This window comes from Pseudomonas sp. W4I3, from assembly GCF_030816195.1.
GTDB lineage: Bacteria > Pseudomonadota > Gammaproteobacteria > Pseudomonadales > Pseudomonadaceae > Aquipseudomonas.
The window spans coordinates 3,452,448-3,465,881 of record NZ_JAUSXS010000001.1 but is presented as its reverse complement, the minus strand read 5'-3'; the positions used below and the strand labels follow the sequence as shown (position 1 = coordinate 3,465,881).

At 61.4% G+C, this 13,434-nt stretch carries 13 protein-coding genes and 1 pseudogene; 9 read left to right on the top strand and 5 right to left on the bottom strand.

Annotation, left to right across the window (positions count from 1 at the left end):
- The first annotated feature begins 31 nt into the window (after nt 1–31).
- From QF045_RS15820 to QF045_RS15810, 3 genes are all read left to right on the top strand, one after another.
- Entirely contained in the window at nt 32–1,081 is a 1,050-nt protein-coding gene (locus tag QF045_RS15820; protein ID WP_306493027.1) for a DNA topoisomerase IB, read from the top strand.
- A 124-nt stretch (nt 1,082–1,205) separates the two neighbouring features.
- Nucleotides 1,206–2,840, top strand: coding sequence for an ATP-binding cassette domain-containing protein (locus tag QF045_RS15815; RefSeq protein WP_306493026.1), 1,635 nt, complete (start codon nt 1,206–1,208; stop codon nt 2,838–2,840).
- A gap of 67 nt (nt 2,841–2,907) precedes the next feature.
- Nucleotides 2,908–3,609: a YoaK family protein gene (locus tag QF045_RS15810; protein WP_306493025.1), complete on the top strand. Its 702-nt coding sequence runs from the start codon at nt 2,908–2,910 to the stop codon at nt 3,607–3,609.
- 146 nt (nt 3,610–3,755) lie between these two features.
- On the opposite strand, the gene QF045_RS15805 is transcribed toward QF045_RS15810, so the two are convergent.
- The 4 genes from QF045_RS15805 to QF045_RS15790 form a co-directional block, all read right to left on the bottom strand.
- Nucleotides 3,756–4,109 (bottom strand): hypothetical protein, encoded by a 354-nt coding sequence (locus QF045_RS15805; protein ID WP_306493024.1) that lies wholly within the window; start codon nt 4,107–4,109, stop codon nt 3,756–3,758.
- Nucleotides 4,110–4,281: 172 nt separating this feature from the next.
- Nucleotides 4,282–4,593 (bottom strand): AzlD domain-containing protein, encoded by a 312-nt coding sequence (locus QF045_RS15800; protein ID WP_306493023.1) that lies wholly within the window; start codon nt 4,591–4,593, stop codon nt 4,282–4,284.
- Nucleotides 4,590–5,285, bottom strand: coding sequence for an AzlC family ABC transporter permease (locus QF045_RS15795; RefSeq protein ID WP_306493022.1), 696 nt, complete (start codon nt 5,283–5,285; stop codon nt 4,590–4,592). The genes QF045_RS15800 and QF045_RS15795 overlap by 4 nt, the downstream gene beginning before the upstream one ends.
- A 71-nt stretch (nt 5,286–5,356) precedes the next feature.
- Complete coding sequence (locus tag QF045_RS15790) at nt 5,357–5,572, bottom strand: hypothetical protein (protein ID WP_065892155.1); 216 nt, start codon at nt 5,570–5,572, stop codon at nt 5,357–5,359.
- Nucleotides 5,573–5,943: 371 nt separating this feature from the next.
- On the opposite strand from QF045_RS15790, the gene QF045_RS15785 reads away from it, so the two are divergent.
- The 6 genes and pseudogenes from QF045_RS15785 to QF045_RS15760 all read left to right on the top strand — a co-directional run bounded on the left by QF045_RS15785 (nt 5,944) and on the right by QF045_RS15760 (nt 12,711).
- On the top strand, nt 5,944–7,227 hold the full coding sequence (locus tag QF045_RS15785) for an arsenic transporter (protein WP_306493021.1): 1,284 nt from the start codon (nt 5,944–5,946) through the stop codon (nt 7,225–7,227).
- Nucleotides 7,228–7,304: 77 nt separating this feature from the next.
- Nucleotides 7,305–7,916: a LysE family transporter gene (locus QF045_RS15780; protein ID WP_306493020.1), complete on the top strand. Its 612-nt coding sequence runs from the start codon at nt 7,305–7,307 to the stop codon at nt 7,914–7,916.
- A 304-nt stretch (nt 7,917–8,220) separates the two neighbouring features.
- Nucleotides 8,221–8,514: a hypothetical protein gene (locus tag QF045_RS15775; RefSeq protein ID WP_306493019.1), complete on the top strand. Its 294-nt coding sequence runs from the start codon at nt 8,221–8,223 to the stop codon at nt 8,512–8,514.
- Between the two features lie 233 nt (nt 8,515–8,747).
- A pseudogene (mgtA, locus tag QF045_RS15770) lies at nt 8,748–11,463 on the top strand (magnesium-translocating P-type ATPase).
- Between the two features lie 60 nt (nt 11,464–11,523).
- On the top strand, nt 11,524–11,871 hold the full coding sequence (locus QF045_RS15765; RefSeq protein ID WP_306493018.1) for an SLOG family protein: 348 nt from the start codon (nt 11,524–11,526) through the stop codon (nt 11,869–11,871).
- Between the two features lie 18 nt (nt 11,872–11,889).
- Nucleotides 11,890–12,711 carry a hypothetical protein gene (locus QF045_RS15760; protein ID WP_306493017.1) on the top strand — a complete coding sequence of 274 codons (822 nt, stop codon included), beginning with the start codon at nt 11,890–11,892 and terminating at the stop codon, nt 12,709–12,711.
- Here the strand turns inward: QF045_RS15760 and QF045_RS15755 are convergent.
- Entirely contained in the window at nt 12,708–13,412 is a 705-nt protein-coding gene (locus QF045_RS15755; protein ID WP_306493016.1) for a tellurite resistance TerB family protein, read from the bottom strand. The two genes, QF045_RS15760 and QF045_RS15755, sit on opposite strands and share 4 nt — an antisense overlap.
- Between the last annotated feature and the right edge of the window lie 22 nt (nt 13,413–13,434).

The following is a 13,434-nucleotide window of genomic DNA, read 5'->3' as shown; positions in this document are numbered from 1 at the left end:
CGGCCTGATCCATTGCCTAGGAACCCGCACCATGCCCGACTCTTCGCTGCCCGCCGATCTGCCTCGCGACCTGCATTACGTTGACGACACCCAGCCTGGCATCCGCCGTAAGCAACTGCGCGGCAAATTCCAGTATTTCGGCCCCGACGGCGAGCGCATCACCGATGCCGATGAGATCAAGCGCCTCAATGCCTTGGCGGTACCGCCTGCCTATACCGATGTGTGGATCTGCGCCGACCCGCGCGGGCACCTGCAAGCCACCGGCCGCGACGCCCGTGGCCGCAAGCAGTACCGCTACCATACGCGCTGGCGCGAAGTGCGTGACAGTGACAAGTACGCGCGGCTGCAGGCGTTCGGCAACGCCTTGCCCAAGTTGCGCAAGCAGCTGGAAGCACAGATCGCCGAGCCTGGGTTCACCCGTGAAAAGGTATTGGCCACAGTGGTAATGCTGCTCGATGCCACGCTGATTCGTGTCGGCAATATCCAGTACGCCCGCGACAACAAATCCTATGGCCTGACCACCCTGCGCAACCGCCATGTGGACATCAAGGGCAGCGAGATCAAGTTCCAGTTTCGCGGCAAGAGCGGCGTGGAGCATCAAATCAGCGTCAAGGACCGGCGCCTGGCGAATGTGGTCAAGCGTTGCATGGAATTGCCGGGGCAGAACCTGTTCCAGTACCTGGACGAAGACGGCGAGCGTCATACCGTCACCTCCCAGGACGTCAACGCCTACCTGCACAGCCTCACCGGCGAAGACTTCACCGCCAAGGACTACCGCACCTGGGCCGGCACGGCGATGGCGTTGGCGGTGTTACGCGAGCTGACATGGCAACCGGAGTCCGACGCCAAGCGGCATGTGGTCGCCATGGTCAAGGACGTCGCCCGGCAGTTGGGCAATACGCCCGCCGTGTGCCGCAAGTGCTACATCCACCCGGCGGTACTCGAACATTTCACCCTGGGTGAGTTGTCCAAGCTGCCCAAGCCACGGGGGCGTAAAGGGCTGAAAGCCGAAGAAGTCGCCCTGGCGATGTTCCTCGAGCAACTGGTCGCAGACTTGCCCGCGCAAGCCAAGGTGGGTTAGCCTCAGCCTCCCTTCTGACTCACGGGACGATTGCCGACGTGAACAACTAAGCCTTCCAAAATGTATCTGCAACGAGCCGCCTGGCGCGCTTGTTGGCCTGTTCGACATTTTCATGGAGGTGCTGATGACTCACGTCAACCGGCCGCCCGCATTGGTTTCCCTGCAACACCTGTCTTTCCAGTTCGCCAATGGCGAAACCTTGCTGGAGGACCTCAACCTGTCCATTGACCAGACGCCCACCGGGATCGTTGGCCGCAACGGACGCGGCAAAAGTATTCTGGCGCAATTAATGGCCGGCATCCTGCAGCCCTCCTCCGGTACGTTGAAGGCGCCAGCCGACGTGGCCTACGTTCCACAGAATGTGGTGGTTCGGCCGGGCGCAACGGTAGCGGATCTCACCGGCGCTGCCCCGTGCCTGGCTGCTCTGGAGCGCATGGCTCAGGGCGAAGGCCTGAACGGCGACCTGGAACTGATTGATGATCGTTGGGACCTTGCCGAACGCCTGCGCCTGGCCCTGGACGCAGCGGGACTGACCGCGCTGAGCGCGGCTTCTCACGCCGATCAGCTCAGCGGTGGCCAATTGGCCAGGGTCGCGCTGATCGGTGCATGGTTGGCGGCGCCGCAGCTACTGATCCTCGATGAGCCCAGCAACCACCTCGACAGTCTCGGGCGTGCCTGGCTGCTGCAGCAATTGCAGGATTGGCGCGGCGGCCTGGTGGTGGTCAGTCATGATCGGCAGTTGCTTAACGCCATGGGCCGGATCATCGAACTGTCGCCCCTCGGCGTGCAGGTATACGGCGGCAACTTCGATACTTATCTTCAGCAACGCGACGCTCAACAACAGGCGGCCGTCGCGACGTGGGAGTACGCCCGCGAGCAGCGCAGCCGCGAACGTCGGCGCCTGCAAAAGGAGCATGACAACCTGCAGCGCAACGCGGCGCGCTCACGCAAACATGCAGAGACCGCCAACGTCGACCGGTTCACCAAGTCGCGATGGAAAAGCGCCGCCACGCAAATCGTCAGCACAATGGGCAGCGCCCATCAGGATCAGAAAAACACACTTGATGCGCAGGTGCGCCAGGCTTACGAGCGTGTGGTAGACGAGACGCCGACCCTGCTGGCCTTAGCCGGTTCGGCAGTGGCCAACGGTCGCCAGGTGCTGAGCCTGCAACACGCACAGCTGCCCTGGCTGGACCCGCTGGCACCTTCAACCCATGTGACGCTTGAGCTGGCCGGCCCCGCGCGCGTGGCGGTACGCGGGCCGAACGGTTGCGGTAAATCCACCTTGCTCAAGCTGCTTGCCGGGCAATGGCAAGCGGTCAGTGGCAAGTGCACGGTACCGGTGCCGTGTGCGTACATCGACCAACACCTGACGCTGCTGGACGATCAGCGCAGCGTTGTCGAACAGCTCAACCTGCTCGACACGCCGTTGGTCGAAGCCGAATTGCGCACGCGCCTGGCTTTGCTGCAACTGGATGCCTCGCGGGTCACCCGGCGAGCAGGTCAACTCATCGGTGGCGAACGTTTGAAAGCGGCCATGGCGATCGCGGTGTGGCGCGGGGTGCCGGCGCAACTGTTGCTGTTGGACGAGCCGACCAACCACCTGGACCTGGAGACGGTGATTGCTTTTGAGCAAGCCTTGAAGGGTTTTACGGGAGCGGTGGTGGCGGTGTCCCACGATGAGGCGTTCCTGCGGGCGATCGAGCCCAGCCATTACTTGAGCTGGTACAGCAGCGGGTGGCGCCTGGAGGCGGTGTGAGGTGATTGCGCATGCAAGCAAAGCGCCCTAGGGTAGTGGCCGGATAATTTCACTGGAAACCGGCCTTATGCTGCCTTCGCCCAAGCCTTACGCCAATACCGCGCTCGCCCATCGACAGCGCTGGCGTGGTCGCGTGGGTTTGGCGCTGGTGGCCGGTTTGTCGGTGCTGGCGGGCATGACCGACGCGATTGGTTTCATGGCCAGCGGCGATTTCGTCTCGTTCATGAGCGGCAACACCACGCGCCTGGCGGTGGCGATCAGCGCCGGCGACCTCGGACTGACCGGACGGTTGTTGCTGCTTGTCGCCACGTTCATCGCCGGCAACGCCTTGGGCGTGGTGGTCAGCCGCGTGAGCAAGCGACATGCGCTGCCCTTGTTGCTGAGCATCGCAGCCTTGCTCTGCGGCGCGGCATGGTTGCCCTGGGCTGATACGTTGCCTGCCCTGTTGGCGGCAATCATCGCCATGGGCATGCTCAACGCGGCCGTCGAGCAAGTGAACGGGGTGCCGGTGGGGCTCACTTATGTTACGGGGGCGCTCTCGCGTTTCGGGCGCGGGCTCGGGCGCTGGCTGCTGGGCGAACGCCGCCATGGCTGGCGCATGCAGTTGATACCGTGGGCGGGGATGTTTGTCGGCGCAGTGATCGGGGCGCTGCTGGAGCAGCGGATGGGGCTGCGCGCACTCTGGGTCAGCGGTGCTATGGCCGGGCTATTGGGCCTGGCGACCCTCGCGATTCCCAGGCGCTGGCAGTTGGGCTATATGCCACGCTGAACTGGGATCTGGGTGCCCGCCCGACGTTTAGGCCTCGACATCCGTGTACCGGTAAAGAGCCATCACGTCGGGCGAGCGGGTGAATAATAAGCCAACGCCCGACGGCTGTCCCGTCAGGCGTTGACTAAGTTGACGAGGGCAACGTATTACAGACAAGTGGCAAGAGCAGCCAGACGGCGCTTGGCCGGCATCGTGTCTTCTGCGGCGTAGTACTTGACGGTAGAACCTGCGCCCGCGCTCAGCACATCCACAAAGTAATCACCGCCGGTGGTGTACACCGTAAAGCCGCCTGCCTCGGTGGCTTCCTTGAACCCGCCGGCGTCGACGCCAAACACGCTTTCGTCCTGCCAACCGTACTGGATGCATTGGGCAACCACCAGGGTGGCCTTATCCGACGTCATGCTCTTGTAGGGGTTGCCCGTGCGCGCCTCTTTCATCTTCGAACCCGCGCAACCGGCCAGTGTCGCCAGCATCAATGCGCCTATAACCACTTTGTGCATGCCCATGCTTCCTTGGAAAAACCGTGACTCTACCATTGCGCCAGCGCCAACTGACGCGCCGATGAACTTTGTTTCACTGTGAAAGAAAAACCGGCCGCCTATAGTGGCCAAGCTCATTTTCAAGAAGTCTTCCTTCTGCCCGCCCTCCCGCGGGCTTTTTTTCGCCTGCGGTTCAGAGCCACCAGCGCAACAGATAAAACAGCGCCATGCTCGACAGCACGGTGATCAGCACGCTGCGCGTCCACACCATCAGCGCCACCGCGCTGACCCCGGCCAGCAAGTAGGGGTTGCTCGCGCTCAGGTTGAGTTGGTGGTTGGCGAGGAAAATAATCGGCCCGCAAATAGCGGTGAGCATGCCCGGCACGGCGAACCCCAGGAACTCGCGCGCACCCCGATTGAGCCGCACCGGCAGGCGCGGTTCGAGAAACAGGTAACGATTGAAAAACACCACCAGCCCCATGCCCACAATCATCAGGTAAATCATCGCTGCCCTACTCCCAGACGTTTGCAGACGAACCCGGCACTCATGCCCAGCACCCCCGAGACCACCACCGCTGATTCCCAGTGCAGGTAACTCAGCCACACCGAGCACAACAGCGCGACGGCGACGCACACCACCGTCGGCACGTCGCGCACCACCGGTGTGATCAGGGCGATAAAGGTCGCGGCAATCGAAAACTCCAGCCCCAATTGGTCCAGACCGGGAATGCTCTTGCCCAGCACAATGCCGGCCAGCGTGAACAGGTTCCAGATGATGTAGAACGTCAGGCCGACGCCCAGGGCATACCAGCGATTGAAGGTCTGGCGGTCATAGTGGTTGACCAGGGCAAAGAACTCGTCGGTCAACAGAAACCCCAGGCTCATGCGCCAGCGGGCGTTGAGCGAGGACAGCGTCGGGCGCATGTGCATGCCGTAGAGCAGATGTTGGGAGGTCAGCAGCAAAGTGGTCAGCACAATCGAAATCAGACTGGCGCCGCTTTTAACCATTCCGATCGCCACCAACTGAGCCGCGCCGGCGAACACGATGGCGGACAATCCTTGGGCTTGCAGCGGGGTGAATTGTGCATCAATTGCCATCGAGCCCGCGAGCAACCCCCACGGGGCACAAGCCAGAGACAATGGAATGACAGCGATTGCGCCACGCGCGAACGCGCTGTGAGGTAGGGCAGTAGGCATGAACTGGGCTCATCGACAGACAGTCAACAAGCATGCCAGCGCACCAAGGCGCTTGTCTTGAACGATCTTGCTCAGGCGAGTTTTACCGAAACCAGCTCCACCGAGTCGCGCGCTTCGCGCAATTCATAGGCGTCCTGATTCAACCGGTGAATAGTGTTGAGCAGGCGTTGGCGCAGCACCTCATCGCCGAGTTTTTCAACGGCACGCATCAGGTCGAACGCCGCGGTTTCGTTATTATCCGCGACGGAATCCAGGGTCTTGCGCAGGTTGCGGGTGGCTCGGGTCACGCGAAATTTTCCTTCATCAGCAATGGGCAGGCACTTTAGGACATTCATGTTTCAGTTTAATTTCAACCACTTGTGGTTGATCATCGGGTCGTTGATCCAGGTCAACCGAAATCAGGATTTACCTTACAGATAGGCCATATACCCGTAGGCCCTCTGCTCTGCTTGCACACTGTTCAAATAGCTGGCCGATACCCCTGGAGCGCGGCAGCTGTTATTGATTCCGCGCGAAGGCGAACTTTACGTGTACGAACTGATCCATGCCTTGGATCACAGCCAGCCAGGGTTGCAAAACGACGCACTGCGTCTGCATGCAATAGGCGACAGACCACAACGGGCCAGCCCCTGCTGCTGCGCCATCGGAGCGTTAATTCATGCTTGTCGCAATTGCAATTTTCATCCTCACCATCGTGCTGGTCATCTGGCAGCCCAAAGGCCTGGGCGTTGGCTGGAGCGCCACCCTGGGGGCGATCCTGGCCCTGGCGTGCGGGGTGATCAGCCTGGCGGATATTCCGGTGGTATGGCACATCATCTGGAACGCCACCGGCACCTTTGTCGCGCTGATCATCATCAGCCTGCTGCTCGATGAAGCCGGCTTCTTTGCCTGGACTGCGCTGCACGTGGCGCGCTGGGGGCGGGGCCGCGGCCGTCGACTATTCGCCTATATGGTGCTGTTGGGCGCCCTGGTGTCGGCACTGTTCGCCAATGACGGCGCGGCGCTGATCCTCACCCCGATTGTGATGTCGATGCTGTTGGCCCTGCGCTTTTCGCCGGCGGCGACGCTGGCATTCGTCATGGGCGCCGGCTTCATCGCCGACACGGCGAGCCTGCCCTTGGTCGTGTCGAACCTGGTCAACATCGTCTCGGCGGATTACTTCAAGATCGGCTTCAACGAATACGCCGCCGTCATGGTGCCGGTGAACCTGATCAGCGTCGCCGCGACGCTGGCGGTACTGATGTGGTTTTTCCGTCGCGATATCCCGCACACCTACGACCCGGCCGACCTGGAAGAACCCGCCAGTGCCATCCACGACCGTGCGACCTTTCGCGCCGGCTGGTGGGTGCTGGGTATATTGCTGGTGGGCTGCTTCGCGCTGGAACCGCTGGGCATTCCCATCAGTGCGATTTCGGCGGTATGCGCCGTGCTGTTGCTGGTGATCGCCGCCAAGGGGCACCAGATTTCCACGCGCAAAGTCCTCAAAGACGCGCCGTGGCAGATCGTGATCTTTTCCCTGGGTATGTACCTGGTGGTGTACGGCTTGCGTAACGCCGGCCTGACTGACTACCTGGCCACCTGGCTCGACACCTTCGCAGGCTATGGCGTGTGGGGCGCGGCGATGGGTACCGGCGTGCTGACGGCGCTGCTGTCCTCGGCGATGAACAACCTGCCGACGGTGTTGATCGGCGCGCTGTCCATCGAATCCAGCCATGCCGTGGGCGTGGTCAAGGACGCGATGATCTACGCCAACGTAATCGGCAGCGACCTGGGCCCGAAAATCACCCCTATCGGCAGCCTGGCGACGTTGCTGTGGCTGCATATCCTGGCGCGCAAGGGCATCACCATCACCTGGGGTTACTACTTCAAGGTCGGGATTGTGCTGACCGTGCCGGTGCTGTTGATCACCCTCGCCGCCCTCGCCTTGCGCCTGAGTGTGTAAAGGGAACGCTGCGCTTCCCATGGAAACCCCTCCCCGCACTGACGTATGCTCGCGCACTTTCATGGAAGGACGCGAGCATGCTGACAATCTTCTTCTACGCGCTGGTTTTCGGTTTTGTGTTTTGTCTCTCTCCCGGCGCGGTGCTCGCTGAAACCCTGCGCCGTGGCTTGCTCCACGGCTTCACGCCAGCACTGCTGGTGCAGATTGGCTCGCTGGTGGGCGACGCTGTGTGGGCGGTGATCGGCCTGACTGGCATCGCGCTGTTGATCCAGCATGACGCGGTGCGCGTGCCGCTGACAGTCATCTGCGCGCTGTACCTGGCCTGGCTGGGCCTGCGCGGTCTGATTGATGCCTGGCGGTTGCCGCAACTTGACGATGCACCCGCAAGTTCCGGAAGAAACGCCCTGGCCGTAGGCGCGGCAATTTCCCTGGCCAATCCGAAGAACATTGTTTACTGGGGCGCCTTGGGCAGTGCGTTGTCAGGCATCGTCGGCACCACCCCGAGCCATGGGCAAACGCTGATGTTTTTTGCAGGCTTCATGCTGGCATCAGTCTTGTCATGCTTTTTGACCGCCGCCCTGGTCAATGTATTGCGCAAGAATGCTTCGCCGACTTGGCAGCGCGTCAGCTATGGCGCCTGCGGCGTGGTATTGCTCTACTTGGCGATCCTCGCGGCGCAGGGTATTTGAAATTATATAGGCGGTCACTTAACTGAATGAACTCTGAACATCGGCTAATTTAATTAACCATGCGTTGACATTCTGTAACTGCCTGAGTAAATTCCCCCTGCCCGCAACTGGGGCCTTTTTTAAACCTCACAAAAGAAGCCAATGGACACAGTATCTAGTCGCTGTCCGAGTACCGCCTCAGCGGGCGTCGGGCGCCAAACCCAGAATATGACGGGACTCGCCTTCCAGGTCCGGTAAGCTGCGCTAGAGCTGATGCTCCACCGTAACTGCCTCACCGGTCGCTTGTCCGGTCCCGAGGTGTGTTATGACCTTCAAAACCCTTGTTTTACCTGATGTACCTACGCTGGCCGCAGCCCTGCGAGCCAAGCTGTGCCGTGCGCCGGCAGGCTTTTCGCCTGCCCGTGCGGGCGTTGCCTCATCTTCCCTTCAAGTACGCCCGGCCCGTCCGCTGGCGCACTGGTGTGTCTGCCCTGAAAGCGGACAACTGGTGCAGCACTGGGATCATGCCGACCCTCAAGACCCGCAGAGACCCAAGGTTTCCAGCCTGGCGCAAGCTGGCGTGATGCTCGCTCTTTATATGAGCGCTCGCGCCGCCTGACCTGACTGGAAACAGCAACTTTCTTATTGATGTTCTGGAGTTCCTTATGAACCTATCCAGTCGTAGTTCGCTGCGCGAAAGTTAATTAACTCACCGCCAGCGCGCCCTGTAAAAGTTACACAGACTTCTATTTAAACCGATCGCGAAGTTCGCGGCTCGGCATGCTTTCGCTCGCCTGTCTTCAGGTAAGTACCGGGTATGTTTTGTCGAGAGTTGGCGACAGGAGTACAGACATGAGCGCCGTAAAAAACACGCCACTGCACAAGAAAAAAACCACCGACGACGGCACCAAACTGTCGATGCGCGCCGCCCGCGAAGCCCAGAATGGCCTGTCGGCCACCTTGGCCAACGTACGCGCCACGCGGGATGGCCTGACCGAACTGGACGCCGAGGCACGCCTGCAACGGGAAGGCTACAACGAAGTGGCGCATGACAAGCCGCCTCACGCCATCGTGCAGTTCCTGCAGGCACTGAACAATCCCTTCATCTACGTCTTGCTGACCCTGGGCGGCATCAGCTTCATCACCGACTGCTGGCTACCGATGCAAGACGGCGAAGAAGCCGACCCCACCAAAGTCGTCATCATTATGACCATGGTGCTGCTCAGCAGCCTGCTGCGTTTCTGGCAGGAACACCGCTCGGCCAAGTCCGCCGAGGCGCTTAAAGCCATGGTGCGTACCACCGCCACCGTGCTGCGCCGCGAGCAGGTTGGCGCCGAGCCGGCCCTGCGCGAAGTGCCGATGCGCGACCTGGTGGCCGGTGACATCGTGCAGCTGTCGGCTGGCGACATGATCCCCGCCGACATCCGCCTGATCGAATCGCGCGACCTGTTTATCAGCCAGGCGGTGCTGACCGGCGAAGCCCTGCCGGTGGAGAAATACGACACCTTGGGCGATGTCACGCAAAAGTCCGCATCGCCCCTGCCAGCCAGCCAGGGCAACCTGCTGGACCTGCCCAACATCTGCTTTATGGGCACCAACGTGGTCAGCGGCCGGGCGACCGCCGTGGTGGTCGCCACCGGGCCGCGCACGTATTTCGGCTCGCTGGCCAAAGCGATTGTCGGCTCACGGGTGCAAACCGCGTTCGACCGCGGCGTGAACAGCGTCAGCTGGCTGCTGATCCGCTTCATGCTGGTGATGGTGCCAATCGTGTTCTTCCTCAATGGCTTCTCCAAAGGTAACTGGGGCGATGCCTTCCTGTTCGCCCTTGCGGTCGCCGTTGGCCTGACCCCGGAAATGCTGCCGATGATCGTCAGCGCTAACCTGGCCAAGGGCGCCACGGCCATGGCCAAGCGCAAAGTGGTGGTCAAGCGCCTCAATGCGATCCAGAACTTCGGCTCGATGGACGTGCTGTGCACCGACAAGACCGGCACCTTGACCCAGGACAAGATCATCCTCGAACACCACGTCAACGCCTGCGGCCAGCGTGATGATGCGGTGCTGTCCCTGGCCTGGCTCAACAGCTTTCACCAGAGCGGCATGAAAAACCTGATGGACCAGGCCGTGGTGCAGTTTGCCGAGCGCAATCCCAAGTTCCAGGTGCCGTTTGCCTACAGCAAGGTCGATGAGTTGCCGTTCGATTTCGTGCGCCGGCGCCTGTCGATCATGGTCAAGGACGCTGCCGGCGATCATTTGCTGGTGTGCAAGGGCGCCGTGGAAGAGATGCTGGGCATTTGCACCCACACCATGGAAGACGGCGTCGCCGTGCCGCTGGATGAGCGCCGCCGCGAGCAGTTGCTGGCGATCGCCAATGACTACAACGAGGACGGTTTCCGCGTACTCGTGGTAGCCACCCGCACCATCCCTAAAGCGCTGGCACGTGAGCAGTACACCACCGCCGACGAACGTAACCTGGTGATCCATGGCTTCCTGACCTTCCTCGATCCACCAAAGGAAACCGCCGGCCCGGCGATTGCCGCACTGCAGCAAATCGGCGTGGCAGTCAAAGTCCTGACCGGCGACAACGCGGTGGTCACCAGCAAGATCTGCCGCCAGGTGGGCCTCGAACCGGGCCAACCGCTGCTGGGTGTAGAAATCGAAGCGATGGACGACGCCACGCTGCTACGCCGGGTGGAGGAGCGCACGGTGTTCGCCAAGCTGACGCCGCTGCAGAAATCGCGGGTGCTCAAGGCGCTGCAAGCCAACGGCCACACGGTCGGTTTTCTCGGCGACGGGATCAACGATGCGCCCGCGCTGCGCGATGCCGACGTGGGTATTTCGGTGGACAGCGGCACGGACATCGCCAAGGAGTCGGCCGACATCATCCTGCTGGAAAAGAGCCTGATGGTGCTGGAAGAGGGCGTGCTTAAGGGCCGCGAAACCTTCGGCAATATCATGAAGTACCTGAACATGACCGCCAGCTCCAACTTTGGCAACGTGTTCTCGGTGCTGGTGGCCAGTGCGTTCATTCCGTTCATGCCGATGCTGGCTATTCACCTGCTGCTGCAAAACCTGATGTACGACATCTCCCAACTGGCCCTGCCGTGGGACAAGATGGACAAGGAATACCTGGCCAAACCGCGCAAGTGGGACGCGAAAAACATCGGCCGCTTCATGATCTGGATCGGGCCGACCTCGTCGATCTTCGACATCACCACCTTTGCCCTGATGTGGTACGTGTTCTCGGCCAACAGCGTGGAAATGCAGACCCTGTTCCAGTCCGGCTGGTTTATCGAGGGCCTGCTTTCGCAAACCCTTGTGGTGCATATGTTGCGCACCCGCAAGATCCCGTTCTTCCAGAGCACGGCCGCGTGGCCGGTGTTGATGATGACCTGCATCGTCATTGCCCTGGGCATCTATGTGCCGTTCTCGCCGCTGGGCACCCTGGTGGGCCTGCAGCCGCTGCCGCTGGCGTACTTCCCATGGTTGGTGGGCACGCTCCTGGCTTACTGCTGCGTCGCCCCAACTGATGAAGACGATCTACATCCGCCGCTTCAAGCAGTGGTACTGATCTCCCCGTTCCAACGGTGACGGCCGCTTGGCCCTCACCGTGCAACACAAGGATTTATTCATGCGCGTGTTGATCTGTGCAGGTCGTCATTACGCCGACAGCAAAAAAACCCGCCAAGTGCTGGACGCCTACCACCGCCTGCGCCCTGTGCAGGTGCTGATCCACGGCGGTAACCAGTTCCTGGGCAGTGACGTTGAGGAATGGGCCCGCGACATCGGGATCGACGTGGTGCGGTATCCGCCGAACTGGCAACGCCACGGCAAGCAGGCAGAACGCCAGCGCAACCATTTCATGCTCGCCGACAGCCACCCCGACGTGATCATCGCCCTGCCGGGCGGTGACGACACCTCGGAACTGGTCAGTCAGGCCAAAGCCAACGGCATTTCGGTGCTGACCGTAGAAAGCTGAATTCAAGCGAGGTGCATCATGCACAAGCAACGCAACCCAAAGCAGGCGGACGGGTTCGCCAACTATCGCGCGCGTCATTCACGCAGCGTACGCCCTACCCTGCTGCTATTGCCGCCCGCCAAGCGCCGAGCCTTACGCCGTAACTTGATGTTTATCGGGGTGAGCCTGGGCGTTGTCCTGGCGCTCGCGTTCTTCGCCAAAGCGCATGCAGCTGGGGGCGCTTATGTAGTCGACGATGGTGCTATCAACGCTCCTGGAGAATGTAACGTCGACGCCTGGTACACCGCCAATCGGCACGATGGCGGTACACATAACGAGGTGCTTTCACCGGCCTGTACGTTTAGCGGCTTGCCATCATTGCAGTGGGGAACGGCGTTGTCGCGCGCAACTGCCGAAGGAAAAGGCGAGACTCAGGTCAGCCCGCAATTGAAGCTGCAGGTGCTGTCACGGCAAGACCTCGGGCTTGAAATCGCAATTGCCGCCGGGGCGCACTTTGCCCTGGAGAGACAGCATGCGTTCGATGGTGCTGACTTCAACATTCCGCTGACGTGGCAAGCCCTGGACGCTTTGCGCGTGAACCTGAATGCGGGTTGGAATCATGCGTACAACGATGGCGACCAGAAGCACCATTTGACGTGGGGCACGGGGGTTGAATATCAGATTGCAGAGGTACTTACGCTGATCGCCGAGCGCTACGGCCAGGAAGGCGGCGATCAGGCATGGCAGGCCGGGCCGCGGTTCCACATCGGCAAGCTTGTCGACGTGGACCTTGTGGTCGGGCGCAGCCTGATCGGTGAACGTGACCAGTGGCTGACCACAGGTGCGACGCTGAGGTTCTAGGCCTTGGTCTGCTGCTCCAGGTGCAGTTGCAACTGCGGATCGATTTGCAGCTGGGCGGCTAGATCGTCAAGGTAATTGCGTTCCGCGTCCTGCTGATCATCCACCAGCATGACGCTGGCCAGATACACCTCGGCCGCCACGGCCGGGTCGCCGGCAAACTCGGCGAAATCCGCGGCATCCAGTGGCTTGGCGACCTCAGCGTCAAGCCACTGCTGCAATTGCGGGTCGTCCGTGTGCTTGCCCAGTTCGTTGGAAATCAGCTGCTGCTCTTTCTCATCGATTCGGCCGTCAGCCTTGGCGGCAGCGATCAGTGCGCGCAGCACCGCATGGCTGTGTGCTTCGATTTGCGCGCCGGAAAGCTGGTCGGCCGTCTGGAAGGCTTGCTGCGGCTGACTCGCCTGCTGGCTCTGCCAGGCCTGGTATGCCTTGAAGGCCATCATCCCGAGAGACGCCAACGCGGCGTAGTTCATACCGCCTGCACGCCCTTGCGCCGGGCGCGTCGCCGCGCCACCGCCCAACATGCCGCCAAGCCCACCCAACAAATCCCCCAAACCGCCACCGCCAGACGTATTGCCGCTGCGGGTGCCTTTAAGCAGGCCGCCCAGCAGACCGCCCAAACCACCACCCAGGCCGCCGCCCGAAGAAGCGCCGCCCTGGCCTGCGCCGCGCAACAGTTGTTCCAGTAGATCGCTGGTATTCATGGTGTCGCCCTCCAGGGCGGAT

What these genes read in the sequence shown, in the direction of transcription:
- QF045_RS15820 (WP_306493027.1), top strand. Translation starts at nt 32, where the DNA reads ATGCCCGACTCTTCGCTGCCCGCCGATCTGCCTCGCGACCTGCATTAC.
- QF045_RS15815 (WP_306493026.1), top strand. Translation starts at nt 1,206, where the DNA reads ATGACTCACGTCAACCGGCCGCCCGCATTGGTTTCCCTGCAACACCTG.
- QF045_RS15810 (WP_306493025.1), top strand. Translation starts at nt 2,908, where the DNA reads ATGCTGCCTTCGCCCAAGCCTTACGCCAATACCGCGCTCGCCCATCGA.
- QF045_RS15805 (WP_306493024.1), bottom strand. Translation starts at nt 4,109, where the DNA reads ATGCACAAAGTGGTTATAGGCGCATTGATGCTGGCGACACTGGCCGGT.
- QF045_RS15800 (WP_306493023.1), bottom strand. Translation starts at nt 4,593, where the DNA reads ATGATTTACCTGATGATTGTGGGCATGGGGCTGGTGGTGTTTTTCAAT.
- QF045_RS15795 (WP_306493022.1), bottom strand. Translation starts at nt 5,285, where the DNA reads ATGCCTACTGCCCTACCTCACAGCGCGTTCGCGCGTGGCGCAATCGCT.
- QF045_RS15785 (WP_306493021.1), top strand. Translation starts at nt 5,944, where the DNA reads ATGCTTGTCGCAATTGCAATTTTCATCCTCACCATCGTGCTGGTCATC.
- QF045_RS15780 (WP_306493020.1), top strand. Translation starts at nt 7,305, where the DNA reads ATGCTGACAATCTTCTTCTACGCGCTGGTTTTCGGTTTTGTGTTTTGT.
- QF045_RS15775 (WP_306493019.1), top strand. Translation starts at nt 8,221, where the DNA reads ATGACCTTCAAAACCCTTGTTTTACCTGATGTACCTACGCTGGCCGCA.
- QF045_RS15765 (WP_306493018.1), top strand. Translation starts at nt 11,524, where the DNA reads ATGCGCGTGTTGATCTGTGCAGGTCGTCATTACGCCGACAGCAAAAAA.
- QF045_RS15760 (WP_306493017.1), top strand. Translation starts at nt 11,890, where the DNA reads ATGCACAAGCAACGCAACCCAAAGCAGGCGGACGGGTTCGCCAACTAT.
- QF045_RS15755 (WP_306493016.1), bottom strand. Translation starts at nt 13,412, where the DNA reads ATGAATACCAGCGATCTACTGGAACAACTGTTGCGCGGCGCAGGCCAG.